Raw genomic sequence first — 23,273 nt, forward strand, 5'->3', positions numbered from 1 at the left:
CACGGTGCGGGCCCTTCGTGTGTCGTCGGCCGGTCACCAGCCGGTCGCCAGCAGGTGGTTGAGGAGCAGGGCCAGCACAGCCTGCGCCGCCAGCCACCCGCGCGGGCGCGTGAGGAACGCGCACGCCGGGAGGAGCCAGAGGGCGAAGGGGAGCCAGATGCGTTCCGTCTCCGCCTTGCTCATGCCGGACAGGTCGGCCGCCAGCAGGGCGAGCAGCGCGGCGGCCACGAGGAACGCCAGACGGACCTCCTCGGCCCGCACGCCCCCGGCCCGCCGCCGGACCAGCACGCCCCCGGCCCGCCGCAGCCCCGCCACCGTCGCCAGGCCCGTGATGAGCACCGTGCAGGCCAGGTTGGCCCACACCCAGTACGCGTAGGGGCGGACGCCCGCCGCGCCCTCGTAGTACCTCTCGACCAGCAGGCGGTACGCCTCCCACCAGTCGAACCCCACCGCCGTGAACGCCACCGGCACCACCGCCGCCCCCGCCAGCAGCGGCACGAGCAGCACCGGCCGCTCCCGCACCCCGCGTCGGCCGAGCACGAGCACCGCGGCCGCGATCACCGCGAACAGCGTCAGGCCGTACGAGAGGTAGCAGGTCAGCCCGAACAGCAGCCCCGAGCCCGCCGCCCACCCCGGTGAGCGCCGGGTGACCGCCAGGGCCAGCAGCGCCACCGCCCACGCGGCGACCGCCGCGAAGTAGCCGTCGGCCGAGGTGCCCATCCACACCGCGGCCGGGGCCAGGGCCAGGAACGGCGCCGCCCGCCGGGCGAGCCCCTCGCCGGACAGGGCCCGCACCGCGACCAGCACGGCCGCGCAGCCCGTCGCGCCCACGGTGATGGTCAGGGCCCCGGCCCAGCCCCCGCCGCCGAGCCCGATCCGGTCGAGCAGCACATAGGTGAGCGTGGACGCCGGAGGATGACCGGCGACGTGGGCGGGCCAGTTGTCGGGGGAGTGGAGCAGGATGTGTCCGTTGAAGTCGCGCAGCGTCGCCGGGATGTCGTGCCAGCGGTCGATGACCGAGAGGTACTCCTGGCTCGTGGTGAGCCGCCCGGCGATGCCCCGTTCCCAGCCGTCGATCAGGGCCAGCGACCAGGTCCAGGCCATCGCCGTGCCCCAGGCCGCGGGCGGCAGCGCGCGCCACGGCAGCCGGGCGGCGACGGACGGTCCGTACACCACGACCGCCACCGCGACCGCCACGGCGGCCGGGGTGCCGGGGCCCGGGTGCGGGTCCCAGCGGCCCAGCAGGGGCGGCCAGCCGACGATCAGGTCGTCGTAGGTGTACACGGTGCGGCCGACGACGATGGCGGCCACCACGAGGAGCACGGCCGCCGCGGCGGCGCACAGGTCGCGGGGGACGGGGCGGAGGCGGGTCACACCGGCACCGTAGGACGCAGGATCGCGCGTCGGACGGCGCACACGGCGGACGTCAGCGTTTCGTCATGGGTCGCGGGCCGTCCGGGGGGTGGGTCGCGGCCTACGGTCGGGACATGCGCGACCTCGCCCCACGGCTTCCGTCCTCTCCGGGCTTCTGGCGCAGCCCGCTGCGCGGCCCCTGGTTCACGTCGGTGCTCGGCCTCGTCCTGCTCGTCGGCATCACGGTGCTGTTCGTGACGGGCCTGCTGTCCTACGCCGCCTACAACCCGGACCTGGCGCCGGTCAACGACAAGACCCCGGACAAGGGGATCCTCGGCTTCTACCTGTTCGCCTGGCCGACCGACCCGCCCTGGCTGTACCGCCTCACCCAGGGGGTCCACGTCACGCTCGGGCTGGTGCTGATCCCGGTGCTGCTGGCGAAGCTGTGGTCGGTGGTGCCGAGGCTGTTCACGCTGCCGCCGGTCCGCTCGCTCGCCCACGCCCTGGAGCGGCTCTCGCTGCTGCTGCTGGTCGGGGGCGCGCTGTTCGAGTTCGTCACCGGGGTGCTCAACATCCAGCTGGACTACCTCTTCCCGGGCTCCTTCTACCCCCTGCACTTCTACGGCGCGTGGGTGTTCTTCGCCGCGTTCGTCGCGCACGCCGTGCTGAAGGTGCCGTCGGCGCTGCGCAACCTCCGGGCGATGCGCGAGGAGCGCGACGACCTGGTCTCCCCGCGGCCGGCCGCGCCCACCGTCACGCGGCGCGGGGCCCTGTGGTTCGTCGGGGGCGGCTCACTGCTGATGTTCGCCACGAACGCGGGGCGCGGCTTCGACGGGCCGCTGCGGGCCACCGCCGTGCTCTCCCCGCACGGCGGGCCCGAGCCGGGCGGCGGCCCGAACGGTTTCCAGATCAACAAGACGGCCGCCCACGTGGGCATCGACCCGGCCGACACCCGCGACGACACCTGGCGGCTCGTCGTCACGGGGCGCTCGGGTACCGTCCGGTTCAGCCGGGCCGACCTCCTCGCCATGGACCAGCACAGCGCGGCCCTGCCCATCGCCTGCGTCGAGGGCTGGTCGACCTCCGACCAGCTGTGGCGCGGCGTGCGGCTGCGGGACCTGGCCGCGCGCGTCGGCCACGAGGACCACCCGCCGGACCTGTTCGTCGAGTCCCTCCAGCGGCGCGGCGCCTTCCGCAGCGGGGCCCTGCGCGCCAACCAGGTGGCCGACCCGCGCTCCCTGCTCGCCCTGTACGTCAACGGCGCGGAGCTGAGCCGGGACCACGGCCACCCGGCCCGGATCATCGTGCCCGCCGCGCCCGGCGTGCTGAACACCAAGTGGGTGGCCCGGATGACGTTCGGAGACCTCGCATGAGCCCCGTACGCGGGCCGCGCGGCCCACGCGGCCCGCGTGGACGGCGGCCCGCGATCGGCAGCCCCTTCCAGATCCTCCTGCTGGTCTGCTCCTTCGCGCTCGCGGGCTACGCGGGCGTACGGCTGCTCGCCGGCGACTGGCTCGGCGTGGCCCTCTGGTTCGTGGGGGCGGCGCTCCTGCACGACCTGGTGCTGCTGCCGCTGTACTCGGTGCTGGACCGTGCCCTCACGGGCGGGCTCGACGCGGTGCACCACCGTGCGTGGACCGTGTACGTCCGGTTCCCCGCGGCCTTCTCCGGACTGCTCCTGCTGGTGTGGTTCCCGCTGATCGGCGGCCGGGTCGACGCCGCCTACGCCGGGGTCACCGGACTGTCGGCGGACGGGTTCCTCACCCGCTGGCTGCTCGTCACGGCGGCGCTGTTCGGCGGCTCGGCGCTGCTGCTGGCGCTGCGGCTGCCGCGCAGCGCGACGAAACGGCGCTCCCCCGACGTCCACTGAGCGGCGGGGCGCCAGCCGGCGCAGCGCGCGTGGCCGACGAGGGCGGGGGTGCCGACCCGCGCCCAGGCGAACGGGTGGCCGGCCGCGCGGCCGGTGACGCCGACGACCTGCACGCGAGCCCGCTCGTCGATGTCGTCCCCGGCGGTCTCGGCGATCAGCAGGCCGCCGGGTGCGAGCAGCGCGGCGACGCGGCGCAGCAGGCCGCGGGGGTCGCCGCCGATGCCGATGTTGCCGTCCATGAGGAGGACGGTGTCCCAGCGTCCCTCGCCGGGCAGCGGCTCGAACACGGAGCGCCGCAGGGACTGCCCCCCGAGCCCCAGGGTGCGGGTCACGGCGGCCTCGCTGACGTCGATGCCGAGGACGGTACGGCCCCGGGCGGCGAGTTCCGCGACGAACCTGCCCGGTCCGCAGCCCACGTCGAGGACGGCGCCCTCGCACCGGTCGAGGACCTCCAGGTCGACGGCGTCGGCCCGCCCGCACCAGCGCTCCACGTCCAGGGGCAGGAGCCGGCCATCGGTGCGGCGCAGGAACAGCGGTCCGTGTCCCGACCGCAGGGCCGCGGCGTAGGGGCCGGAGGTTTCCCAGGCGCGGGCGGCGGGGAGCGTCGACCGCCGGCCGGCGTCCAGCCGCGCGGCGCCCTTCACCGGCTCACGCCCTTCCCGACGGCCGGTGTGCGCGCCGCGAGCCGGGCGGCGAACCGGCCGTGCGGGGCCAGGGCGGCGACGGCGCGGGCGTCGGCCGCGGTGTCGACGTCGCGCAGCGGCGGCAGGTCGCGCACCCGCAGCCCCGCCGTCAGGAGCCGCTCGCGCTGCACGGCCCCCGTCACCGGCGTCGACATGGGCACGCCCCGCAGCAGGACGGGGTCGGGGCGGGCCAGGCCCAGGGCCCAGAAGCCGCCGTCCTCGGCCGGGCCGAAGTACGCGTCGACGTCGTGGAAGTCCACGTCGAGGAGGGCCGGCGTCACCTGGGGAGTGTCCATCCCGATCAGCAGGGCGGGCCCCGCGCACCCGGCGAAGGCGTCCGCGAGCCGGGCGTCGAGGCCGCCCGAACACTGCGGGACGACGTCGAAGCCGGGCGGCAGCCAGGGCCCGGGGGCGCCGTCGAGCACCAGGACCCGGCGCCGGGCGGGCGTCGCGGCCACGGCGGTCAGGGTGTCGGCGAGGGCCGCCTCGGCCAGTGCGGCCGCCTCGGCGGGGGTGAACGGCGGGGTGAGCCGGGTCTTGACCCGGCCGGGGCGCGGCTCCTTGGCGATGACGAGGAGGGTGTTCACCATGCTCATCGTGAGTTCCCTTCGCGGGCCGCGTCACTCGCGCCCGGCCGGACGGGCGGCTCGGCCAGTACGCGGCGCATGTCCCGTACGGCGTGCCAGGTGCCGCGCCAGGTGCCGGTCACCTTCGAGGCGCCGGTGCGGGGCAGGTAGGGGACGTCGTGCTCGGCGACCCGCCAGCCCGCGTCGGCGGCCCGCACCACCATCTGCAGCGGGTAGCCGCTGCGCCGGTCGGTGAGGGCGAGGTCGAGCAGCCGCTCGCGGCGGGCGGCGCGCAGCGGGCCGAGGTCGTGCAGCCGCAGTCCGGTGCGGCGGCGCAGCATCCGGGCGAGGGCGAGGTTGCCCGCGCGGGCGTGCACCGGCCACGCGCCCCTGGCCTGCGGTCGTCGGCGGCCGAGCACCAGGTCGGAGGTGCCGGCGCGGACCTCGCGCACGAAGGGCGCCAGCAGGGACGGGTCGAGGGAGGCGTCGCAGTCGCAGAAGCAGACGATGTCGGCGGTCGCGGCGCTCAGCCCGGCGTGGCAGGCGGCGCCGAACCCGCGGCGGGGCTCGGTCACCACCGTGGCGCCGAGGGAGCGGGCGAGGTCCGCCGAGCCGTCGGTGGAGCCGTTGTCGACGACGAGCGCACGCCAGCCGGCCGGGACACGGGCCAGGACCCAGGGGAGGGCACCGGCCTCGTCCAGGCAGGGCAGTACGACGTCGACGTCCGGAGCGGGCGAGGTGGTCACGGCTGTCACCCTACGAAGCGGAATCGGGCGAAACGGACTTCGACTCCTTACGAAACACGGACGTCGCGACCCCGGCCGCGCGCGACGGGCCCACCGGCGACCACGCGGTGCGAGGCTGGTGAGCATGGAGCAGCCGTACGACTCAGCCACCCCGGACGCCGTCTTCGCGGGCGGGTCCCGGGGCGGGCCGCCGGGCGGGCCGGGACCGGCGGCCGCCGCTCCGGCCCGGGTCCTCGTCGTCGACGACGACCCCACCGTCGCGGAGGTCGTGGCCGGGTACCTCGACCGCGCCGGTTACCGCGTGGACCGCGCCGGTGACGGGCCGGCCGCGCTCACCCGGGCCGACGCACACCGGCCCGACCTGGTGGTCCTCGACCTGATGCTGCCCGGCATGGACGGCCTGGAGGTGTGCCGGCGGCTGCGCGACCGGGGCCCCGTGCCGGTCATCATGCTGACCGCACGGGGCGACGAGGACGACCGCGTCCTCGGCCTGGAGGTCGGCGCCGACGACTACGTGACCAAGCCGTTCAGCCCGCGGGAGCTGGTGCTGCGGGTGGAGTCCGTCCTGCGCCGCACCCGGCCCGCCGCGACGCCGCGCCCGCCGTCCGCGGCCGGCCTGACCGCCGACCCCGCCGCCCGCAGGGCCACCAAGGACGGCATCGAACTGGCCCTCACCCTGCGCGAGTTCGACCTCCTCGTCTTCTTCCTGCGGTACCCCGGGCGGGCGTTCGCGCGGGAGGAACTGATGCGCGAGGTGTGGGGATGGGACTTCGGCGACCTGTCCACCGTCACCGTCCACGTCCGGCGGCTGCGCGGCAAGGTCGAGGACGATCCCGCCCGGCCCCGGCTGATCCAGACGGTGTGGGGCGTGGGCTACCGCTTCGACGCCGCCGGCCGGCAGGCGGGCTGACCGTGCACGCCACCCTCCTCATCGCCCTGTACGCCTTCGCCGGTGCCGCCGCCACCGGCCTGGTGGGCGCGGCCGTGCTGCGGCTGATCCGGCGGCGGTCGCTGACGGCGTCGCTGGCCGTGGTGGCGGCGGTCGCCGTCCTCGCGATGCTCGCCGGCACGCTGGCCGTCGCCTGGGCGATGTTCCTGTCCCCGCACGACCTGTCCGTCGTCACCACCGTCGTGGCGATGGCGGCCGTCGTCTCCCTGGCCACCGCGCTGCTGCTGGGCCGCTGGGTGGTCGCCCGCAGCCGCGAACTGGCCGACGCGGCGCGGTCGTTCGGCGACGACGGGGACTACGCCGCCCCCACCACCCCGGCGACCGCCGAACTGGACGCGCTCAGCCGCGAACTGGCGGCCACCAGTGCCCGGCTCGCGCAGTCCAGGGAGCGGGAGCGGGCCCTGGAGACCTCGCGGCGCGAGCTGGTCGCCTGGATCTCGCACGACCTGCGCACCCCGCTGGCCGGGCTGCGTGCCATGTCCGAGGCGCTGGAGGACGGCGTCGCCGCCGACCCCGACCGCTACCTGCGGCAGATCCGCACCGAGGTGGAACGCCTCAACGACATGGTCGGCGACCTCTTCGAACTCTCCCGCATCCACGCCGGCGCGCTCGCCCTCGCCCCGGCCCGCATCTCACTCTACGACCTGGTCGGCGACGCCCTCGCGGGTGCGGACCCGCTCGCGCGCGAGCACGGGGTGCGGCTGGTCGGCGACGCCGTGGCGGCCGTGCCGGTCGAGGTGGACGGCAGGGAGATGACACGGGTCCTGGGCAACCTGCTGGTCAACGCGATCCGCCGCACCCCCGCCGACGGCACGGTCGCGGTCGCCGCCGAGCGGTCCGCCGACGGCGTGGTGGTCTCCGTGACCGACGGCTGCGGCGGCATCCCCGAGGAGGACCTGCCGCGCGTCTTCGACACCGGCTGGCGCGGCACCCACGCCCGTACGCCGCCGGCCGGGGCGGGCCTGGGCCTCGCCATCGTCCGCGGCATCGTCGAGGCCCACCGCGGCCGCGCCACGGTCCGCAACATCCCCGGCGGCTGCCGCTTCGAGGTGACACTGCCGACGGCGGAGGCGTGAGCCGCCGCCGACGTCGCGATCCCCGCGACCCGCAACCGTCCGGCACCGGCTGCGGGTCCGCACCCGCGTGGGCCGGGGCCCGGTGGGCGAGGGTGGGGGCGGTCGTCGGTGTCGCGATCGCCGTAGGGTCGGCGTCGGTCGGTACCGGCTGGAGGTCCGCCCCCGCGTGGGCGGGGGAGCCCGGCGGGCGGAGGCGTGGATCGTAGCCGGTGTCGCGATCGCGCCTGACGCCCCGCGTCGGCGACGGCCGCCGGGTGGAACCGGCCTGTACCGGCTGCGGTCCGTGCCGTGTGGGCCGTCGTCGGTGTCGCCACCCGCATCGGTGACCGCCGCAGGCCGTCACCGGCCGCCGGTGCGCGCCCCTCGCGGGGCGGCGCGGCCCTGTGCACGGCCGGCATCTGCGGCTCGGGGCCCCGTGCTGGCCGGTGCCGGAGGGCACGCACGGCGCGCGACTGCCGTGCCCGGCACACGGTTCGTGCGCACCGGTGCCGGGCGGGGCGCCGTGCGCCGCGGCGTTCACGCGCCCCGCAGGCCCGCCCGGGCGAACTCCTCCATGCCCTCCGCGAATCCGACCTTCGGCCGCCAGCCCAGTTCGGTGCGCAGGCGTGCCGAGTCGGCGGTGATGTGGCGGACGTCGCCGAGGCGGTACTCGCCGGTGACGACGGGCTCGGGTCCGCCGTGGGCGGCGGCCAGGGCGGTGGCCATCTCGCCCACCGTGTGCGGCTCACCGCTGCCGGTGTTGTACGCCGTGAGGGTGCCCTCCGGCGGGCGGGCCGCCAGCGCCGCGACGTTCGCCGCGGCCACGTCCCTCACGTGCACGAAGTCCCGGCGCTGGCGGCCGTCCTCGAAGACGCGCGGGGCCTCGCCGCGGGCCAGCGCGGAACGGAAGAAGGAGGCGACCCCGGCGTACGGGGTGTCGCGGGGCATCCGGGGGCCGTACACGTTGTGGTAGCGCAGCGACACCGCCGTCGCACCGGTCGACCGGGCCCAGGCGGCGGCCAGGTGCTCCTGGGCCAGCTTGGTCGTGGCGTACACGTTGCGCGGGTCGGCCGGGGCGTCCTCGCCGACCAGACCCGGTGACAGCTCCGCGCCGCACTCCGGGCAGGCGGGCTCGAAGCGGCCCGCGTCCAGGTCGGCGACGGCGCGCGGCCCGGGCCGCACCACCCCGTGCCGGGGGCACGCGTAGCGCCCCTCCCCGTACACGACCATCGATCCGGCGAGCACCAGCCGCCGCACGCCCGCGGCGGCCGTCGCGGCGAGCAGCACGGCGGTGCCCAGGTCGTTGCGGGAGACGTACTCCGCCGCGTCGGCGAAACCGTTGCCGAGGCCGACCATCGCCGCCTGGTGGCACACGGCGTCCACCCCGGCCACCGCCCGGGCGACCGCCGCCGGATCGCGCACGTCGGCGCCGGGGTCCTCGCGGACGTCGTAGCCGACGGGCTCGTGCCCCCGCTCCCGCAGGGCCTCCACGACGTGGGAGCCGATGAATCCGGCGCTGCCGGTGACCAGTACGCGCATGCGGCACACGCTAGGCCCGCGGCGGATGCCGGGCCGGGCGACCCGACCGGGGCGTCACAGGTCCGTAAGGAGACGGGGCGGGCACGGCCGAAGGCGACTTTGCCATTCCTTTGCAACCCGCCCGGTTCCCGCCTCGTCTCTCCGTCCGATCCGCGTCACAGCCACGCGGTCGGCGAACGCGCCGACGCGTGGACGCGCCGACGACGAGAGAGAGCGACCCGATGCGCCGTACCATCCTCAGTGCCGTGGCCCTGGCCTGCACCGCCGTACTGGCGGGCACCGCGCCCGCGTTCGCCGACGACCCCACCCCGGTCCCCGCCGCCCCCGCCGAGAGCGCCCCGAGCGCCGGCACCGAGCCGCGCGAGGCCTCCCCCGTGCCGTCCGTCAGCGTTCCGGCCCAGGAGCCGACGCAGGCACCGGCCCCCGCGCCCGCCGAGGGCCAGGTCTCCGTCGTACCCAGGGGCGCGGCCGACACCGGAGTGGCGCCCACGGATACGCAGGGCACCGACCAGGGGCTGATCGGCGCGGGCGCCGGCGGAGTGCTCCTCGCGGGCGGCGTGGTCCTCTTCGTCGTCCACCGCCGACGGGCGGCGGCGACCGGCGCATGATCCCGCGCCCCGGCCGGGTCCTCGCCACCGCCGCGCTGGCCGCGCTCCTCGTCGGCTGCGGCGGAGGCCAGGGGACGGCGACGCCGCCCCCGCGCCCCCGGCGGCCGCGGCGACCACGGCACCGCCCGCGCAGGCCCCGGCGAAGTCGCCCCGGCCCCTGGCGCGTTCGGTTCCCGTGGGACTGCGCATCCCCGCCATCGGGGTCGACACCCCGGTGATGGGGCTGGGGCTGGCGTCGGACGGCACGGTGGAGGTCCCGCCCGTCACGGACGACGACCGCGCCGGCTGGTACCGGCACTCGCCGACCCCGGGCCAGAGGGGCCCTTCGGTCCTCCTCGGCCACGTCACGGTCGGCCGGTACGGGGACGGCGTCTTCCGGCACCTCGCACGGCTGCACCGCGGCGACCGCATCGAGGCCCGCCTGGAGAACGGGACGGCCGCAGAGTTCACGGTCACCGCCGTACGGACGGTCGCGAAGGCCGACTTCCCCACGGACGACGTCTACGGGGACGTGGCGGGCCCGGAGTTGCGCCTCATCACCTGCGGCGGCCCGCAGGACGGCCAGGAGTACCGGGACAACGTGATCGTCTTCGCCGGACTCAGCGCCACCGAGGGCGCGTAGGCCCCGTGCGCACCGCATACCCTCACGACCATGGAGAGCGTTGAAACGGTCCCGTGACAGGGCGGCGTCCGAACTGTTCGCCGCCCTGTATCCGCGCCTCGCCGGCTGGTGCCGCCGGCTCGTCGACGACGACGAGACGGCCCACGAGATCGCCTCGGAGGCCTTCACCCGGCTCTGGGCCCGCTGGACGTCCGTGGAGGAACCCCGCGGCTTCCTCTACGTCACCGCCGCCAACCTCGTCCGCGACCACTGGCGCAAGCTGGAGCGCGAGCGCCGGGCGGTGCGCCGGGTCACCGCGGAGGTCGCCGTGCGCCCGCACCCCGAACAGGCCGACCCGTCGGTGCGGCTGCTCGTACAGTCCCTGCCGGAGCGGTTGCGGGTGCCGATCCTGCTCCACTACTACGCCGACATGCCGATCCGGGAGGTGTCCGTGCTGACCGGACGCAAGGAAGGAACCGTCAAGGCCGACCTGCACGCGGCCCGCGAACTGCTCCGCGTCCATCTGAGGAGAAGCCTTGACCACACGCCTTGAGGACGGGACGGACGAGCCCGGTTTCGAACCGGACGGCGACGATCCGCTGCTGGTCGTCCTGCGTCCGGACGCCGGCTTCCTCGGCCCGCCGCCGGGCCGCTACGAGGCGATCCGCCGGGCGGCGTCCCGGCGGCGCCTGCTGCGCGCCGCCGCGGGCGCCGTGACGACCGCTGCCGCCGCCGCCCTGATCGCGCTGCCGCTGCACGGGCGGCCCCCGCCCCGCCCGTGCGTCCGGCGCCACCGCTGGCCCCCGCCCCGGTCGGCCCCGCACCGAAGGCGTCCCCGAGACAGGTCCCGCCCCGGGACGCCACGCGGGCGCCCACGTCCGGCCCCGGTACGCCGACCGAGGCCACCACGCCGACCGGCGCCACACCGTCGCAGCCCTCGCAGCCGTCGGCGGAGCCGAGCGACCCGCCCGTCCGGCAGGCGCCGTCGACCGACCCGAGTGCCGTGCCCACGCCCTCGGCGCCGGGCATGTCCGAGCTGCGCGGCATGTCCGAGCCGGACGGCATGTCCGAGCCGCACGGCACGGCTGCTACAACGGACCGATGATCTACCACGTGGTGCCGCTCGCGGAGTGGGAGGCCGATCCGGGCCGGCCGTACGCGCCGGCCTCGCTCGCCGAGGACGGGTTCGTCCACTGCTCGCCCGACGAGGCGACCACGCTCGCCGTCGTCGACGCCTTCTACCGCGGTGCGCCCCGGCCGCTGGTGGCGCTGCTCGTCGACGAGGACCGGCTCACCGCGAGGTGCGTGCGGGAGCCGGCCGACCCCGCCCCGCCGCCCGGCGTCGCCGAGGGCACCCTCTTCCCGCACGTGCTCGGCCCCCTCGACCGCGCGACCGTCCGGCGGGTGCTGGAGGTCCGCTGGGACGACGAGGGCCGGGCCGCGGGTCTGTCCTGACCTCAGAGGTCCTGGGGGGTGGTGGTGCCGCCGCCCAGCAGGGTGCTGCCGCCGAGCAGCGCGGACGCCGTCTCGACCGGTGTGGCCGCGGGGGCCGGCGCGGGCTCGGCGCCGGGGGCGGGGTGGCAGGTGAAGCCGAGTCGGGCCATGGCCCGGGTCACCTCGCCGCCGGAGAAGTCGCGGCGGTCCTGCCGGGTGACGACCTCGCCCACCTGCTTGACGGGATAGCGGCGGCGGCCGATCGTCACGGACTCACCCGTGACGGTTTCGGGCGTGATGCCCTTCATCAGGTCCAGCACCCCGGCCTTGGTGAGGTCGAACGGGTACCGGGCGATGACACAGCGCATGATGCCTCCACAAGGGGGATGGAGCGGGTGGGGTTCTACCGTGGCCCGGCGGGAGTCCTAGGCCGCCGAGCCGCCTGCGGACTGGCGGCGCGGCCTGCGGCGCGGCGCCTCGCCGGCGGGCCGCCCCTGGGCGGCGCGGCCCTGGCCGGTGCGGGGCTGTGCGGCGGTGCCGCCGCGGTTCGACGCCGCGGCGCCCTGCCCGCCGCCGCGCTGCTGCGAGGAACGGCCGCGGCGGCCGCGGGACGAGGAGCCGCCGCCGGACGCGGCACGCCGGGGACGCTCCACGACCGGCGCGGTGATGATCACGGGGACGCCGGAGGGGGCCTGCGCGCCGGTGATCCGGGACAGCTCCGCCTCGCCCGAGCGGACGGGCGTGACCTGCGGGGTGATACCGGCCGAGGACATCAGCCGCGTCATGTCGCGCCGCTGGTCCGGCGTCACCAGCGTGACGACGCTGCCGGACTCGCCGGCCCGGGCGGTGCGGCCGCCCCGGTGCAGGTAGTCCTTGTGGTCGCCGGGCGGGTCGACGTTGACGACGAGGTCGAGGTTGTCGACGTGGATGCCGCGGGCCGCGACGTTGGTCGCCACCAGCGCCGTCACCTGCCCGTCCTTGAACTGGGCGAGGGTCCGGGTGCGCTGCGGCTGGGACTTGCCGCCGTGCAGGCCGGCGGCGCGCACACCGCTCTTCAGCAGGTGCTTCACCAGCCGGTCCACCCGGTGCTTGGTGTCCAGGAACATGATGACCCGGCCGTCGCGCGCCGCGATCTCGACGGTCGTGCGCTGCTTGTCCTCCTCGTGCACGTGCAGCACGTGGTGCTCCATCGTGGTGACGGCACCGGCCGACGGGTCGACGGAGTGGACCACCGGGTCCGTCAGGTAGCGGCGGACCAGCTTGTCGACGTTGCGGTCCAGGGTGGCGGAGAACAGCATCCGCTGCCCGTCCGGCTGCACCTGGTCGAGCAGGGCGGTGACCTGCGGCATGAAGCCCATGTCGGTCATCTGGTCGGCCTCGTCCAGCACCGTGATGGTGACGTCGCCGAGGGAGCAGTCGCCGCGGTCGATGAGGTCCTTGAGCCGCCCGGGCGTCGCGACGACGACCTCGGCGCCGGACCGCAGCGCCCCGGCCTGCCGGCCGATGGACATGCCGCCGACGACGGTGGCCGACCTGAGGCCCACGGCACGGGCGTACGGGGCGAGCGCGTCGGTGACCTGCTGGGCCAGCTCACGGGTCGGGACGAGGACCAGGGCGAGCGGACGCCGCGGCTCGGCGCGCCTGCCGGCCGTGCGGGCCAGCAGGGCGAGACCGAAGGCGAGGGTCTTGCCCGAACCGGTGCGGCCGCGGCCGAGGACGTCCCGGCCGGCCACGGAGTTCGGCAGGGTCGCCGCCTGGATCGGGAACGGCACGCTCACGCCCTCGTCGCCGAGCGCGGTCAGCATGCGGGCCGGGAGGTCGAGTTCGGCGAACGTCTCGACGGCGGGCAGCGCCGGGGTGATCGTCTTGGGCAGGGCGAACTCGCCGCCCTGGGACGCGGCGGCCGGCCTGCGGCCGGAGTTCTGGGGGCGGCCGCCGCCCGAGCGGGAGCGGCGGGGGGCCTCACCGGAGCGTCGGCGGTCGTTGGTGCGTACGCGGTTCATGGGGAACCTTCCTTGATACGGCACGTATCAAGGGAGACCCGCAGCGGAAGAGCGGCGCAGGGAATCGCAAGAACGAGCCGGTCCCGGGCGATTTCGGCGTGGTGTGCCGGGAGGGCCGGGAGAATTGGTGAAAGCGGGGGAATCGAGTGCGGGGGGCACAGACCGTGGCCCCGCGGGGCGCCGTGCGCCCGGAAAAGCGGCGAGCTGGGGCCCGCACCCCAAGGTGCGGGCCCCAGCTGCGGAGTACGCGTGAGCGTCAGGCCGGAACGATGTTCTCGGCCGTCGGGCCCTTCTGGCCCTGCGCGATGTCGAAGGTGACCTTCTGACCCTCGAGCAGCTCACGGAAGCCCTGGGCGTTGATGTTCGAGTAGTGGGCGAAGACGTCGGGGCCGCCGCCGTCCTGCTCGATGAAGCCGAAGCCCTTTTCGGCGTTGAACCACTTCACGGTGCCGGAAGCCATGTTTTCTCCTTCGGTACGGTGCTCGGAGTCCACCCTGTGTGCACTCCGGTCGCCGCGATGATCACCCCGTCGGAAAAAACCTTCAGGCAACCACAACTGCAACTTCGTCCGACAGTAGCACGCCGTGATCGGGCGGGTGCCGGCGATAATCTTGCTCCGATCGGCCGCCGGAGGAATATTCCCGGAACGGCCGTCGATTCCCTCCCGTCGGCCCGGTGGACAGGGCCCCGTTCGCGCCGCTGTCTCCCGTCCGGGTGCCGTGCCGAGACAAAGGACACGTCAGCCGAGGGCGGCGAGGTCCTCGTCGGTGAGGACGATCGAACCGGCGGCGACGTTCTCCTCCAGATGGGCCACGGAGCCGGTGCCGGGGATGGCCAGGGCGACGGGGGAGGAGGCCAGCAGCCGGGCCAGGGCGATCTGCGCGACCGTGGCGCCGTGCCGGTCCGCGACCTCGGCGACACGGTCCCCGCCGGCGTCGCCCAGACCGCCGCCCAGCGGGAAGTAGGGCACGTGGGCGATCCCGGCCTCCTCGCAGCGGGCCAGTAGCTCCGTGTCGTCGCGCCGGTCGGTGCCGGAGCGGTTCTGGACGGCCGCGACGGGGGCGATCGCCCGCGCCTCGGCGAGGTGCCCGGCGGTCACGTGGCTGAGGCCCAGGTGCCGGATCAGGCCCTCCTCGCGCAGCGCGGCCAGCGCCTCGAAGCGGGCGGCGACGGACTCGCCGTGCGGGGGCGGCTCGATGCCGCCGATACGGAGGTAGACGAGGTCGAGGCGGTCGACGCCCAGGCCCGCCAGGTTCTCCTCGACCAGTGCCCGCAGCGCGCCCGGGTCGGCGGTCGCCCGCAGACCGCCGTCCGGGGTGCGCAGCGGGCCGACCTTGGTGGCGATCACCAGGTGGGCCGGGTAGGGGTGCAGGGCCTCGCGGATCAGGTCGTTGGCGCGGACGGAGCCGTCGCCGCTGGTGTAGAAGGCGGCGGTGTCGATGTGGTCGACGCCGAGTTCCAGGGCACGGCGCAGCACGGCGCGACCGGTCTCCGGGTCCCGGGCGGGGCCGTGGAAGCTGTTGGTGGGCAGCCGCATGGCCCCGAAGCCGAGCCGCCCGATCGAAAGGTCGCCGCCGAGGCGGAAGTCGTCGCTCATGCCCTCAGCCTGCGAGGCGGGGCCCCCGCACGGCGACCCCCTGGCAGCTTGCTGCCACCCGGGCCCCGGAGCCCCGCGGCGTGATGCGTCACCATGGCCGTATGGCAGAGAGCGTGACCGTCCACGGTGATCTGGAGCTGCTGGCCCGTGCCGGGCATCTCTTCTCCTCCGTGCGTGAGGAGTTCGTCTGCGCCGCGCGCGACCTCGACACCTGGCCGCGACCCGCCGCCCGGCGGGTCGCCCGGGCGCGGGTGCGGGACAGCGGGGCCGCGCACGTGCGCAAGCTGCTGAGCCCGGCCGCGCTGGCCGACGAGGGCGGCCGGGCGCACCTGAGCGAGCTGGCGGCCCGGGGTGCCCGGGTACGTATCGCCGCCGGCGCCCTCCCGCACGAGACGATCATCATCGACCGGCGCTGCGCGATCCTCGCCGGAGAGGACTCGCCCGGCGGCCGCGCGTACACGGTGACCACCGCGCCGGCCCTGGTCGGCGGCGTGCACGCCCTGTTCGAAGCCGCCTGGGGGGCGGCCACCGACCTCGGGACCTTCCTCCGGGGGGAGCGGCCGCACCTCGACGCCGGGAGCCGGACGGTGCTGCGCGCCCTGGGCTCGGGCGCCACCGACGAGGCCGCCGCGCGCGACCTGGGCATGTCGGTGCGCACCTACCGGCGCCGGGTCGCCGAACTGCTCGACGTCCTGGAGGCGGGATCGCGCTTCCAGGCGGGCGTGCGCGCGGGCGAACTCGGCCTGGGCGGCTGACGGCCGGGCTACTTGCTGACGGCGAAGCGCATCAGGGCGTGCTCGTCGCCCTGCTTGATCTTGCCCGTCTCGTTGATGACCTCCAGCTTCCAGGAGCCGCCGACCCGCACGGCCTTGGCCACGGCGCAGCCGTTGTCCTGGCTGAGCAGGCTGGGCCAGATGTCGGCGACCTGCTGCGTGCTGCCGCCGGTCGCGTCGTAGACCTTGAAGCTGATGTTGCGGGCCTTCTGGAAGGCGCTGCCCTTCTTGTACGCGGCGGCCACGAACACGATCGCCGTGATGGCGCTCGGGAGCCGCGCGAACTCGACGGTCACGGTCTCGTCGTCACCGTCCCCGTGTCCGGTCTGGTTGTCGCCGCTGTGCAGCAGCGAGCCGTTGCCCATGGGGTCGAGGGAGTCGAGGCCGGCGAGGCGTACCGGGTCCCCGCCCTGGAGGGCGACGGCGATCAGGTCGAGGTCGGTGCCGCTCTTGCGGCGCAGCTTGCCGAGCACTCCGCCGCTGCTGCCGGCCGTGGGGTCCCAGGAGACGCCGATGGACAGGTGGGTCACTCCGTCCAGGTCCGCCGGGCCGTCTTCCTTGGTGAGCGTGATCATGTGTGGGTCATCCTCCGTGGTCGTACCTGTGCCGCCGAGTGTGCCTGGCGCCCCGGGGCGCCGACAGGGCGGGTCCGCGACCCGGGAGGCAGGCGGTCAGTTTTCGAGAAGCACCGGGGAGGGTGCCGCCCCTACCGTCATGGACATGAACTCCATCGACTCCGTCACCCTGGAGGTGGCCGACACCGAGGCCGCCGCCCGTTTCTACTCCGAGGCCTTCGGCCTCGACCCGTCGCGGGTGCGCGTGCGGGCCAGTGACGCCCCGACGGACGGCTTCCGCGGCTTCACCCTGTCGCTCGTGGTCGCCCAGCCGGGCAACGTCGACGCGCTCTTCGCCGCCGCCCTCGACGCCGGTGCCACCGTCCTCAAGCCCGCCGCGAAGTCGCTGTGGGGCTACGGCGGAGTCCTGCGGGCCCCGGACGGCACGGTCTGGCAGATCGCCACGTCGGCGAAGAAGGACACCGCCCCGGTCACCCGCGACGTCGACGAGATCGTGCTCCTCCTCGGCGTCGAGGACGTCAAGGCCAGCAAGCAGTTCTACGTCGGGCGGGGCCTGACCGTCGGCAAGAGCTTCGGCGGCAAGTACGTCGAGTTCGCCACCGGCACGGGCACCGTCAAGCTCTCCCTCTACAAGCGCCGCGCCCTCGCGAAGGTCGCCGGCGTCCCCGCCGAGGGCAGTGGATCCCACCGGCTCGTGCTCTGTGGCGCCACCCAGGCGTTCGACGACCCGGACGGCTTCGCCTGGGGGCCGGAACTCAGCCTGTGATCCGTTCGTCTTCCTGTGCATGTCATCACGGGTAACTTCGCGGATACGCGAGCCGCGGCCGCGGGCGAGACTCTGGGCCGTGGCGGGCGCGGCGACCCTCGCGTTCCTCATCGCGCTGGAGATCGCCGCACGTCGCTACGGCCTGCCGGGGCCGATGACCAACCAGGCCAAGGAACTGGTGTTCGCGCCCGCGTCGGGGCCGCTGCTCTACGCCGGTCTGGCGCTGACGATGGTGGTCCTCACCTGGCGGCAGCGGTTCGTCGCGATGGCCGCCGCGGTGGGCGTCGATCTCGTCGTCGCACTGGTGCGGTGGACGGCGGACGACTCCGTGACCGGCAGCCACTCCTTCGGCAACGGCGCGCTGTGGGCGATCCTGGGCTGCGCGGCCGTCGCCGTGACGCGCCGCACCGGGCGGGAGCGGATCCTGCTGCTGAAGGGCGTCGGACTCGGTCTCCTGCTGGTGGCCGGCCGCAAGACGGGTGACGCCTGGCTGCTGATCACGTCGAAGACCCGCCCGGACGTGCTCGACCCGTACGTGGCCACCGCCGACCACGCGCTCGGCAACCCGTCGTGGCTGATGGGCCGGCTCGTCAGGGCCACGGGCCCGGTCGGCGAGCACCTGCTCGACTGGGTCTACGCACAACTCGCCGTGGCCGCGGTCGTCGTCGCGCTGTACCAGTTGCGCAGGGTGGCGGACGAACGCCGCTTCCCGCGCCACCACCTGGTCCGCACCTTCCTGGTGATCGGCCTTCTCGGCCCGGCCGTCTACATGGTCTTCCCGGTCGTCGGGCCGGTCTTCGCCTACGGCACCGGGGCGTTCGGCACCGGCGGAGAGCAGTGGGCGATCGCCAACCTGTGGCCGGACACGCTGCCGCCGGTCGCCGCGCCGCAGCCGTTCACGTACGACGGGGTCACCCCCCGCAACTGCATGCCCAGCCTGCACACGGCGTGGGCCACCGTGATCTTCATCCACTCCCGCAGGGCACCCCGGGTGCTGCGCTTCGCAGGAACGTTTTGGCTGGTCGCCACGCTCACCGCGACGCTCGGGTTCGGCTATCACTACGCCATCGACCTCCTCGCCGGTGCGGTGTTCGCGGTCACGGTCGAGGCGGCGCTGCGGGCGTTCGACCGCGGCTGGGACCGGTCGGGGACCGGGCTCGTCGCCCACGGCGTGGTGGTGTTCGCCGCGATCCTGACCGCGACCCGCTACCTCGCGCCGGAGATGGCCCGGCACCCGTGGGTCTTCGGCCCGCTCCTGGTCCTGGCGGCGGCCTCGGTGCTCCACGCCTACGCGCGCACCACGAAGAGCTGGGCCCCGCTGCCCGCGGTGCCGGCCCAGCGAGCGGAACCGCGGCTGGAGTCGGCCCCGGAGGCCCCGGAGGCCCCGGAGGCCGTGGAGGCCCCGGAGGCCCCGGAAGCCCCGGGTGCTCCGCTGGTTCTCGGCCCTCGGTCCGGGGCGGTAGGCGAGGAGGCGTAGCCCGTCGGTCCGGCGGGCTACGCCTCGGTGCTGGCGCCACCCGCATCGTGATGGCGCCATGCGTGGCGCCATCACGGCGCCGGGCAATGTGTCGGCGTTTCCGCAGTTCAGAGGGGTGAGCCTCGCGGCCCCGTGATTTCGATGTCGTAAGAGGTTGCGCGTGGCGCCATCGTGGTGCCACCATGGCGTCATGGACCTCACCCCGTATGTCGACACCCTCCGCCGCGAACTCGCGGTGGCCGCCGAAGCCGGTGGCGACGAAGCCCGCGAGTTGGCCGAGCGGCTGATCGCCCCGCTGGAGTCGGCGACCCGGCTGACCATGCTCAACGTGCTCTCGGCCGCGATGGACGAGATCACCCGCGAACTGGCCCCCGGTTCGGTCGACGTACGGCTGCGCGGACTCGACCCCGACTTCGTGGTGACGCCGCCGCCCACCGACGGCGGAGCCGCGGCCCCCGCCGCGCCCGTCGAGGCGCTCAGGACGCAGGCGCCCGCCGAGGGCGACGAAGGCGGCACCGCCCGCGTCAACCTGCGCCTGCCGGCCCACCTCAAGACGCGCGCCGAGGAAGCCGCGAGCCGCGAGGGGCTGTCGGTCAACGCCTGGCTGGTGCGGGCCGTGTCGGCCGCGGTCGACGGCGGCGGCGCACCGCGCACCGCGGAGCGGGCGCGCAACGTCGGACAGAGCTTCACGGGCTGGGTGCGCTAGCACCCCGCGCCACCCGACCCCCGCCCAGTCGCGCCCCCCGGCCACCGCTCCCGCGGCCCTCGCGCCCGCACTCCGAGAGAACCACCGCACAGCGCTCACACCACGTCCCACCAGCGGGGACACCCCACGGACTCAAGAGGACGGTACAGCCATGCCTTCTTTCGACACTCCCCAGCCGATCGCGGTGACCGCTCACGTCGGCGCCGGTTCCGTCCGGTTCACCGCGGGCGACCGGCTCGACACGGTCGTCGAGGTGCGGCCCGGCGACCCCGAGCGGGACAAGGACGTACGGGCCGCCGAGCAGACCGAGGTCTCGTTCGCGAGCGGCGTCCTGACGATCAGCACGAAGGAGCGCCGCTTCATCGGGCCCTCCGGCACCGTCGACGTGGCGGTGGAGCTGCCCGAGGGCTCACGCGTCGACGTGGACGGCTCCTGGACCCAGGTCCTCGGCGAGGGCCGGCTCGGCGAGGTCCGGGTGAAGACCCCGGGCGGCGACGTCCGCCTGGACACGACGGGGCCGCTCCAGCTCACCGCCTCCCACGGCTCGGTCACCGTGGACCGGGTCGAGGGCTCGGCCGAGATCACCACCAGCTCCGGCAGCGTCCGCGTCGGCGTCCTCGACGGCCCGGCCGTACTGAAGAACTCGCACGGCTCCACGACCGTCGGCGCCGCCCTCGCCGACCTGCGGGTGAAGAACGCCAACGGCGACATCAACGTCGCCCGCGCCGAGGCATCGCTCACCGCCACCACCGCCCACGGCACCCTGCGGGTGGACGAGGTGGCCCGCGGCGAGATCCGGCTGGAGACCTCCTACGGCGCCATCGAGGTCGGCGTCCGCGAGGGCACGGCCGCCTGGCTCGACGTCCAGTCGACCGGCGGGCAGGTGCGCAACTCCCTCACCGCGTCCGGCAGCCCCGTGGAGAGCGAGGAGACCGTCAAGGTCCACGCCCGCACCCGGTACGGCAACATCGACGTCCGCCGCGCCAAGGTTTGAGCGCCGCCCCCGGGGGGCGCCGCCGCCCCGGCGCCCCCTCACCTCAGTCGCCCCACCCTCAGTCGCCCCACCCCCAGTCACCCCATCCCTCGAACGGGAGGGCTCCATGCCTTCGTCTGTCATGCCCACGACCACACAGGCCGGCCCGCAGGCCCCCGCCGCCGTCTCCGCCACCGGCCTGCGCAAGTCCTACGGCGACAAGACCGTCCTCGACGGCATCGACCTGCGCATCCCGGCCGGGTCCGTGTTCGCGCTGCTCGGGCCGAACGGGGCCGGCAAGACCACCACCGTGCAGATCCTCTCCACCCTCGTCACCCCCGACGCCGGCGACATCCGCGTCGGCGGCCACGACCTCGCCACCGCCCCGCAGGACGTGCGCGGCGCCATCGGCGTCACCGGCCAGTTCTCGGCCGTGGACGGCCTGATCACCGGCGAGGAGAACATGCTCCTCATGGCGGACCTGCACCTGCTCCCCCGGCGCGAGGGCCGGCGGGTCGCCGCCGAGCTGCTGGAACGCTTCGGACTCACCGAGGCCGCGAAGAAGCCCGCCTCCACCTACTCGGGCGGCATGAAGCGCCGCCTCGACATCGCCATGACCCTCGTCGGCGCCCCCCGGGTCATCTTCCTCGACGAGCCCACCACCGGCCTCGACCCCCGCTCCCGCCACAACATGTGGCAGATCATCCGCGAACTCGTCACCGGCGGCGTCACCGTCTTCCTCACCACCCAGTACCTGGAGGAGGCCGACGAACTCGCCGACCGCATCGCCGTGCTCCACGACGGGAGGATCGCCGCCGAAGGCACCGCCGAGGAACTGAAGCGGATCGTCCCCGGCGGACACGTCCGGCTCCGCTTCACCGACCCGGACGCCTACCGCGACGCCGCCGGCGCACTGGCCGAGAGCACCCGGGACGACGACTCCCTCACCCTGCAGATCCCCAGCGACGGCAGCCAGCGCGACCTGCGCTCCGTCCTCGACCGCCTGGACGGCGCGGGCGTCGAGGCCGACGAACTCACCGTCCACACCCCCGACCTCGACGACGTCTTCTTCGCCCTCACCGGTGGCACCGGCGTCCCCGCCCAGTCCGACGCGACCCCCGACGCGACCCCCGACGCGACCAAGGAGACGGCCCGATGAGCACCCTCACCCTCGCCGCACGCAACTCGTCCACCATGCTGCGCCGCAACCTCCTGCACGCGCGCCGCTACCCCTCCCTCACCCTGAACCTGCTGCTCACGCCGATCATGCTGTTCCTGCTCTTCGTCTACGTCTTCGGCGACACGATGAGCGCGGGCATGGGCGGCGGCACCGCCGACCGCTCCGCCTACATCGCCTACCTGGTGCCGGGTCTGCTGCTCATGACCATCGGCAGCACCACGGTCGGCACCGCGGTCTCCGTCTCCAACGACATGTCCGAGGGCATCGTCGCCCGCTTCCGCACCATGCCCATCCACCGCGGCTCCGTGATGACCGGGCACGTCGTCGGAAGCGTGCTGCAGTCCGTGGCCAGCGTGGTGCTCGTCGGCGCCGTCGCCGCGGCGGCCGGCTTCCGCTCCACCGACGCCACCGTCCTGGAGTGGCTCGCGGCCGTCGCCCTGGTCACCCTGTTCGCCACGGCGCTCACCTGGATCGCGGTCGGCATGGGCCTGGTCAGCCCGAACGCCGAGGCCGCGAGCAACAACGCCCTGCCGCTGATCTTCCTGCCGCTCATCTCCAGCACCTTCGTCCCCATCGACGCGATGCCGGGCTGGTTCCGGCCGATCGCCGAGTACCAGCCCTTCACGCCCGTCGTCGAGACCCTGCGCGGCCTGCTCCTCGGCAGCGGGATCGGCCACAACGGCTGGCTCGCCCTCGCCTGGTGCGTCGCCCTCTGCGCGCTCGGCTACTTCTGGTCGAAGGCGGTCTTCGACCGCGACCCGAAGTAGGGCGGCCATCTCGGCGGGCGGGCGCCCGCCACCCGGTTCCCGCCCAGGGCGGCGCACCCGACACCTCGCCGGGTGCGCCGCCCTCGCACGTGGCCCGGCCACCGCACGAAGCGGACGAAGCAGGCAGTGCCAAAAATGATGCATACGTGGTGCCAGTTATGTGCCATGATGGCACCATCGATGGCGCGGCACCGCCGTGCGCAGGTCGGCGGAGGGGGACGGACGGCCATGGACACCGCAGAGAACACCGCGACAGACACCGCGGCGAACCGGTCGCAGGCAGCACCCGGTGCTCTCGCCGACTTCGCCCGCTTCGTGCTCTGCGGGGGCGGGCTGGGCCTCGCCGCCGGCTTCGCCGTGGCCGCCCTCGCCTCCTGGATCCCCTGGGCCCTGGCCAACGCGCTGGTCACCGTGGTCTCCACCCTCCTCGCCACCGAGCTGCACGCCCGGTTCACCTTCGGCGCGGGCGGCCGCGCGACCTGGCGCCAGCACACGCAGTCGGCCGGATCGGCGGCGGCCGCGTACGCGGTGACCTGCGCGGCGATGCTCGCCCTGCACCAACTGGTGGCGACGCCCGGTGCGGTGCTCGAGCAGGCCGTCTACCTGTCCGCCTCCGCGCTCGCCGGCCTCGCGCGGTTCGCCGTACTGCGTCTCGTCGTCTTCACGCGGACCCGCACGCGGGAGGTCCCCGGACCGCGGACCTCCCCGGCCCGTCCCGCGGCGGTGACCGTCCTGGCCTGAGGCGGCTCGTCGTCAGAGAGGTGTCAAAGGCGTTCGCACCGCCGTATGGAAGCCATCAAGGGCGGTCGAATCCGGTCGGAAGGGGGCTCTTATCTCCATGTCAGCTTCTCTTCCGAACCTCACCAGGAGCTCGCGATGGCCGACGTGGCCTTCGTCCTCACCACGATCGCGGTGTTCGCGCTCGTCGCCCTTGTCGCCAAGGGGGTGACGAAGCTGTGACCGCGGAGAACGTCGTCGGCCTGATCGTGGCCGTCGCCCTGCTCGGTTACCTCGTCCTCGCCCTGATCCACCCGGAGAGGTTCTGAGCACCG

Annotated in this window: 27 protein-coding genes and 1 pseudogene; 18 read left to right on the top strand and 10 right to left on the bottom strand. The window is 74.9% G+C overall.

The genetic code is table 11. The features are described 5' to 3' along the window. Positions 1-33: 33 nt before the first annotated feature. Positions 34-1,374, bottom strand: coding sequence for a hypothetical protein (locus BJ961_RS00675; RefSeq protein ID WP_271319390.1), 1,341 nt, complete (start codon positions 1,372-1,374; stop codon positions 34-36). A gap of 113 nt (positions 1,375-1,487) precedes the next feature. On the opposite strand from BJ961_RS00675, the gene BJ961_RS00680 reads away from it, so the two are divergent. Continuing rightward, positions 1,488-2,726: a molybdopterin-dependent oxidoreductase gene (locus BJ961_RS00680; protein ID WP_271319391.1), complete on the top strand. Its 1,239-nt coding sequence runs from the start codon at positions 1,488-1,490 to the stop codon at positions 2,724-2,726. A gap of 349 nt (positions 2,727-3,075) precedes the next feature. Here the strand turns inward: BJ961_RS00680 and BJ961_RS00685 are convergent, their stop codons facing one another. The 3 genes from BJ961_RS00685 to BJ961_RS00695 are packed head-to-tail and all read right to left on the bottom strand — an operon-like array spanning position 3,076 to position 5,227. After that, complete coding sequence (locus BJ961_RS00685; RefSeq protein WP_271416929.1) at positions 3,076-3,849, bottom strand: class I SAM-dependent methyltransferase; 774 nt, start codon at positions 3,847-3,849, stop codon at positions 3,076-3,078. Positions 3,850-3,863: 14 nt separating this feature from the next. Beyond that, positions 3,864-4,493 carry a TIGR04282 family arsenosugar biosynthesis glycosyltransferase gene (locus BJ961_RS00690; RefSeq protein WP_271416930.1) on the bottom strand — a complete coding sequence of 210 codons (630 nt, stop codon included), beginning with the start codon at positions 4,491-4,493 and terminating at the stop codon, positions 3,864-3,866. Between the two features lie 5 nt (positions 4,494-4,498). Further along, positions 4,499-5,227 carry a glycosyltransferase family 2 protein gene (locus BJ961_RS00695; protein WP_271319392.1) on the bottom strand — a complete coding sequence of 243 codons (729 nt, stop codon included), beginning with the start codon at positions 5,225-5,227 and terminating at the stop codon, positions 4,499-4,501. 115 nt (positions 5,228-5,342) lie between these two features. On the opposite strand from BJ961_RS00695, the gene BJ961_RS00700 reads away from it, so the two are divergent. After that, positions 5,343-6,128: a response regulator transcription factor gene (locus BJ961_RS00700; protein WP_271319393.1), complete on the top strand. Its 786-nt coding sequence runs from the start codon at positions 5,343-5,345 to the stop codon at positions 6,126-6,128. A 2-nt stretch (positions 6,129-6,130) separates the two neighbouring features. Then, positions 6,131-7,243 carry a sensor histidine kinase gene (locus tag BJ961_RS00705; protein WP_271319394.1) on the top strand — a complete coding sequence of 371 codons (1,113 nt, stop codon included), beginning with the start codon at positions 6,131-6,133 and terminating at the stop codon, positions 7,241-7,243. Between the two features lie 516 nt (positions 7,244-7,759). Here BJ961_RS00705 and BJ961_RS00710 read toward each other — a convergent pair. Further along, positions 7,760-8,761 (bottom strand): NAD-dependent epimerase/dehydratase family protein, encoded by a 1,002-nt coding sequence (locus tag BJ961_RS00710; protein ID WP_271319395.1) that lies wholly within the window; start codon positions 8,759-8,761, stop codon positions 7,760-7,762. Between the two features lie 221 nt (positions 8,762-8,982). Here BJ961_RS00710 and BJ961_RS00715 point away from each other — a divergent pair, with 221 nt between their 5' ends. From BJ961_RS00715 to BJ961_RS00740, 5 genes and pseudogenes are all read left to right on the top strand, one after another. Then, a complete protein-coding gene (locus BJ961_RS00715) occupies positions 8,983-9,369 on the top strand; it encodes a Tat pathway signal sequence domain protein (RefSeq protein WP_271319396.1) in 387 nt (128 codons plus the stop codon). Next, positions 9,366-9,991: pseudogene (locus BJ961_RS00720) on the top strand (class F sortase). The gene BJ961_RS00715 and the pseudogene BJ961_RS00720 overlap by 4 nt, the downstream one beginning before the upstream one ends. 40 nt (positions 9,992-10,031) lie before the next feature. Further along, on the top strand, positions 10,032-10,523 hold the full coding sequence (locus BJ961_RS00725) for an RNA polymerase sigma factor (protein WP_003975205.1): 492 nt from the start codon (positions 10,032-10,034) through the stop codon (positions 10,521-10,523). Between the two features lie 225 nt (positions 10,524-10,748). After that, positions 10,749-11,075, top strand: coding sequence for a hypothetical protein (locus BJ961_RS00735; RefSeq protein ID WP_271319397.1), 327 nt, complete (start codon positions 10,749-10,751; stop codon positions 11,073-11,075). Beyond that, positions 11,072-11,425, top strand: a complete 354-nt coding sequence (locus tag BJ961_RS00740) for a DUF952 domain-containing protein (protein WP_271319398.1) — start codon at positions 11,072-11,074, stop codon at positions 11,423-11,425. Before BJ961_RS00735 ends, BJ961_RS00740 begins: the two co-directional genes overlap by 4 nt. Positions 11,426-11,427: 2 nt before the next feature. Here BJ961_RS00740 and BJ961_RS00745 read toward each other — a convergent pair whose 3' ends face one another. The 4 genes from BJ961_RS00745 to BJ961_RS00760 form a co-directional block, all read right to left on the bottom strand. Further along, positions 11,428-11,772 carry an SCO5918 family protein gene (locus tag BJ961_RS00745; RefSeq protein WP_271319399.1) on the bottom strand — a complete coding sequence of 115 codons (345 nt, stop codon included), beginning with the start codon at positions 11,770-11,772 and terminating at the stop codon, positions 11,428-11,430. A gap of 57 nt (positions 11,773-11,829) precedes the next feature. After that, positions 11,830-13,407, bottom strand: a complete 1,578-nt coding sequence (locus BJ961_RS00750; protein WP_271319400.1) for a DEAD/DEAH box helicase — start codon at positions 13,405-13,407, stop codon at positions 11,830-11,832. A gap of 256 nt (positions 13,408-13,663) precedes the next feature. Further along, entirely contained in the window at positions 13,664-13,867 is a 204-nt protein-coding gene (locus tag BJ961_RS00755; RefSeq protein ID WP_055418803.1) for a cold-shock protein, read from the bottom strand. A 279-nt stretch (positions 13,868-14,146) separates the two neighbouring features. Then, the gene (locus BJ961_RS00760; RefSeq protein WP_271319401.1) at positions 14,147-15,004 is read right to left on the bottom strand and encodes an aldo/keto reductase; all 858 of its coding nucleotides are present in this window, start codon (positions 15,002-15,004) and stop codon (positions 14,147-14,149) included. 101 nt (positions 15,005-15,105) lie between these two features. On the opposite strand from BJ961_RS00760, the gene BJ961_RS00765 reads away from it, so the two are divergent. Then, positions 15,106-15,759 carry a DNA-binding response regulator gene (locus BJ961_RS00765; protein ID WP_381158405.1) on the top strand — a complete coding sequence of 218 codons (654 nt, stop codon included), beginning with the start codon at positions 15,106-15,108 and terminating at the stop codon, positions 15,757-15,759. Positions 15,760-15,767: 8 nt separating this feature from the next. On the opposite strand, the gene BJ961_RS00770 is transcribed toward BJ961_RS00765, so the two are convergent. Further along, positions 15,768-16,352, bottom strand: coding sequence for a TerD family protein (locus BJ961_RS00770; protein WP_271319402.1), 585 nt, complete (start codon positions 16,350-16,352; stop codon positions 15,768-15,770). Positions 16,353-16,497: 145 nt separating this feature from the next. Here BJ961_RS00770 and BJ961_RS00775 point away from each other — a divergent pair, with 145 nt between their 5' ends. The 9 genes from BJ961_RS00775 to kdpF all read left to right on the top strand — a co-directional run bounded on the left by BJ961_RS00775 (position 16,498) and on the right by kdpF (position 23,267). Then, on the top strand, positions 16,498-17,118 hold the full coding sequence (locus tag BJ961_RS00775) for a VOC family protein (RefSeq protein WP_271319403.1): 621 nt from the start codon (positions 16,498-16,500) through the stop codon (positions 17,116-17,118). A 79-nt stretch (positions 17,119-17,197) separates the two neighbouring features. Beyond that, entirely contained in the window at positions 17,198-18,595 is a 1,398-nt protein-coding gene (locus tag BJ961_RS00780; RefSeq protein WP_271319404.1) for a phosphatase PAP2 family protein, read from the top strand. A 190-nt stretch (positions 18,596-18,785) separates the two neighbouring features. Next, positions 18,786-19,301: a hypothetical protein gene (locus tag BJ961_RS00785; protein ID WP_271319405.1), complete on the top strand. Its 516-nt coding sequence runs from the start codon at positions 18,786-18,788 to the stop codon at positions 19,299-19,301. Between the two features lie 151 nt (positions 19,302-19,452). Then, positions 19,453-20,295: a DUF4097 family beta strand repeat-containing protein gene (locus BJ961_RS00790; protein ID WP_271319406.1), complete on the top strand. Its 843-nt coding sequence runs from the start codon at positions 19,453-19,455 to the stop codon at positions 20,293-20,295. Positions 20,296-20,416: 121 nt separating this feature from the next. Next, a complete protein-coding gene (locus BJ961_RS00795; RefSeq protein ID WP_271319407.1) occupies positions 20,417-21,433 on the top strand; it encodes an ATP-binding cassette domain-containing protein in 1,017 nt (338 codons plus the stop codon). Then, positions 21,430-22,221 (top strand): ABC transporter permease, encoded by a 792-nt coding sequence (locus tag BJ961_RS00800; protein ID WP_271319408.1) that lies wholly within the window; start codon positions 21,430-21,432, stop codon positions 22,219-22,221. The genes BJ961_RS00795 and BJ961_RS00800 overlap by 4 nt, the downstream gene beginning before the upstream one ends. Before the next feature lie 228 nt (positions 22,222-22,449). Beyond that, positions 22,450-22,962 carry a GtrA family protein gene (locus BJ961_RS00805; protein WP_271319409.1) on the top strand — a complete coding sequence of 171 codons (513 nt, stop codon included), beginning with the start codon at positions 22,450-22,452 and terminating at the stop codon, positions 22,960-22,962. 45 nt (positions 22,963-23,007) lie between these two features. After that, positions 23,008-23,181, top strand: coding sequence for a hypothetical protein (locus BJ961_RS00810; protein WP_271319410.1), 174 nt, complete (start codon positions 23,008-23,010; stop codon positions 23,179-23,181). Beyond that, entirely contained in the window at positions 23,178-23,267 is a 90-nt protein-coding gene (gene kdpF / locus BJ961_RS00815) for a K(+)-transporting ATPase subunit F (RefSeq protein WP_007451765.1), read from the top strand. The genes BJ961_RS00810 and kdpF overlap by 4 nt, the downstream gene beginning before the upstream one ends. Positions 23,268-23,273: the final 6 nt, after the last annotated feature.

It is taken from the genome of Streptomyces lienomycini, from assembly GCF_027947595.1.
GTDB lineage: Bacteria > Actinomycetota > Actinomycetes > Streptomycetales > Streptomycetaceae > Streptomyces > Streptomyces lienomycini.